Source organism: Microcoleus sp. S13_C5 (assembly GCF_036700845.1).
In the GTDB taxonomy this organism is placed as follows: Bacteria; Cyanobacteriota; Cyanobacteriia; order Cyanobacteriales; family Microcoleaceae; genus Microcoleus.
Window position 1 is genome coordinate 1 of sequence record NZ_JAUBPR010000252.1, and the last position, 2,354, is coordinate 2,354.

At 45.5% G+C, this 2,354-nt stretch carries 3 protein-coding genes; all 3 read right to left on the bottom strand.

Annotated elements, in window-relative coordinates; genetic code table 11:
- Positions 1-159: 159 nt before the first annotated feature.
- The 3 genes from QUA04_RS29325 to QUA04_RS29335 all read right to left on the bottom strand — a co-directional run bounded on the left by QUA04_RS29325 (position 160) and on the right by QUA04_RS29335 (position 1,947).
- On the bottom strand, positions 160-579 hold the full coding sequence (locus QUA04_RS29325) for a hypothetical protein (RefSeq protein ID WP_333264218.1): 420 nt from the start codon (positions 577-579) through the stop codon (positions 160-162).
- 100 nt (positions 580-679) lie between these two features.
- Positions 680-991, bottom strand: a complete 312-nt coding sequence (locus QUA04_RS29330) for a chaperone modulator CbpM (protein WP_333264223.1) — start codon at positions 989-991, stop codon at positions 680-682.
- Entirely contained in the window at positions 988-1,947 is a 960-nt protein-coding gene (locus QUA04_RS29335) for a DnaJ C-terminal domain-containing protein (RefSeq protein WP_333264226.1), read from the bottom strand. Before QUA04_RS29335 ends, QUA04_RS29330 begins: the two co-directional genes overlap by 4 nt.
- Positions 1,948-2,354 lie beyond the last annotated feature (407 nt).

Consider the following 2,354-nt stretch of genomic DNA (forward strand, 5'->3'; position numbering starts at 1 on the left):
TTTTGGCTGGCATACATTATAACTAATGATCGCTTATTTTATATTTATATTATACAATCTAGCTGCGTATCAGCTTATCACTCACGATCAGAATGGATCGCTCTCTTTTTCGGCGTTTCAACAAGCACAGAAATCACGAGCAAACTTAGCCCAAGGATTTTAAATCAAGGCGTTGACTGCGTGTGCATACTCCCATTGGTCGCGATACCGCGTCCAATCTACTGGAATGGGGTTAGTCAACCATTTGGCAAATTCAGCATTCATCGGTGCGACAAACACGATCCAACTCACAAGTGCCAGCACCAAGAAAATTGCTCCGCCCATTGTCCAGTAAAAAGTTGAACCATGTTTGCGAACGAGAAATGCCAATATAATTGCTGTCAGAACCGCTGTAATTTCAAAAGCGGCGCCAACTGAGCCAAATAACTTATAAACATTTTTAACAACCGTCACTCTCACCCAAAGTTGCTGGTCAAACTGCATTCTTTGTGGCAACTCTAGCAAATGCGTTATAGACAAACTCAGACTAAATGAAGCCAGCATAAGTGTGATGAATCGCCAAGATCGGATGAATGTCATTTGGCTCTACCTCACAATAGTAATTCCGACACTTTACAGAACGTCTAAACCTGAAAAATCTCCCGATTTCACGCCAGCTTTGAGTGTTGATTTAGACACCTCATAGTGTGTTCCGTGGATGAGACTGATGCGCCTTGAGCTGTGCCCGTAATTGGGCAATTTCAGCCGCCATATCGAGCACCATTGCGGCTCCGACCATGTTCAGCCCCAAGTCTTGACGCAAGCGCTGAATCTGAGCAATTCGAGCAATCTCGCGCGGATGTAGCATTGAGCCGATCGGCTCAATCACCCCTAACTCAACATAAACCTTGACCAGCGTAATCGAAGTCTTAGTCACCAATGCAGCATATTCAAAGGTGTAGAGTTGCTCACCTTCGGGTGAAACCACGGTTGTTGAAAGGCTGAAGCTCATAATTTTATTTCCTCTAACTGGGCGCGGGGGTTAAAGTTGGTATTGGCCTGGATTTTTTCGTAGCATTCTTGCTCGATCGCACTTAAGTCTTTTGGCGTGACAATCAGGAGTTTGGCGAGTAAATCACCGCGTCCCCCTTTTTGCAATGTCCAGCCTTTGCCGCGCAGTCTGAGCGATTGTCCCGATCGCACTCCTTTGGGCACTTTCATCGTCACGCTACCATCGGGTGTGGGCACGCTGATTTCGGCCCCTAAAACCGCTTCATCGGGGCGAATTGGTACGTCACAAACGAGGTCATCACCCTCGAATCGGAAGAAGGAATGGGTTAATATCTCGATCGTCAGATACAAATCGCCACGCTGTTGAGAAAACGGACTCGCACGGCCTTTACCCTTGAGGCGAATGCGACTACCTGGTTTTGCGCCTGCGGGAATGCGGACGTTGATTGTTTCGTCGTCGAATTGCAGTCGTTTTTGGACACCGTGAAATGCTTCGGAAAATGTCAGGGCGATCGCAGCTTCGCTATCCGGTGCGGGGGCTTGAGAGCGAAATCCGCCACCAAAATCATCAAAGCCGCTGGTTGTGTTGGTTCTACGTTGCGATCCGTTTCTCGATCGACCTAGCAAATCGTTAATAAATGAATCAAAGTCAGCGTACTGATCGAAGTCAACCGTCCCAGCATTAGTTTCTCTAGATGATGGCGCTTCACTGTAAGCAGGTTGGTTCCAATGTTCGCCAAATCGATCGTACTTGGGCCGTTTCTCTGGATCGGAAAGCACCTCATTTGCTTCATTGAGGTCTTTGAATTTTGCCTCTGCGTCCTTATCTCCAGGATTGAGGTCGGGATGATATTTGCGAGCAAGTTTGCGGTAAGCCCGTTTTATTTCTTCGGGAGTTGCGGTTTTGCTTACTCCCAAAATAGTGTAATAGTCCTTAAAATCCGTTGCAGTTGGCATCATTGACCTTTTAAATTGGGTATATCTATAGTTAGAAAGTTAAATCATTGGCTACCAAAAGTGATGTTATCTTGTTATCTTAATTCAGGTTGGAGCGGATTTTTTTAACCGCAGAGACCGCAGAGAACGCAGAGGAAGATCAGAGAGAGAGCAATAATTTCGATACCAACGGATTTTATTTATAGACAGCGTATTCCACGTTTATAAAGTACACTCTAGGTCGATAGATCCCCGTATGGAGAGGGCATTGCCGTGTCCCGAATACTTCACATACCTGGAATACGCTGTAAGTTTTTTCTGATTTTATCTGGTTTTATCGGGTGAATTTTTTCTGCTAAGCTGCTACGCAGCTAAACCGGATAAAATAGCATTGCCTTTATTTTTGATTTTTCGATCCCATTTAATAA

What these genes read in the sequence shown, in the direction of transcription:
- QUA04_RS29330 (WP_333264223.1), bottom strand. Translation starts at nt 991, where the DNA reads ATGAGCTTCAGCCTTTCAACAACCGTGGTTTCACCCGAAGGTGAGCAA.
- QUA04_RS29335 (WP_333264226.1), bottom strand. Translation starts at nt 1,947, where the DNA reads ATGCCAACTGCAACGGATTTTAAGGACTATTACACTATTTTGGGAGTA.
- QUA04_RS29325 (WP_333264218.1), bottom strand. Translation starts at nt 579, where the DNA reads ATGACATTCATCCGATCTTGGCGATTCATCACACTTATGCTGGCTTCA.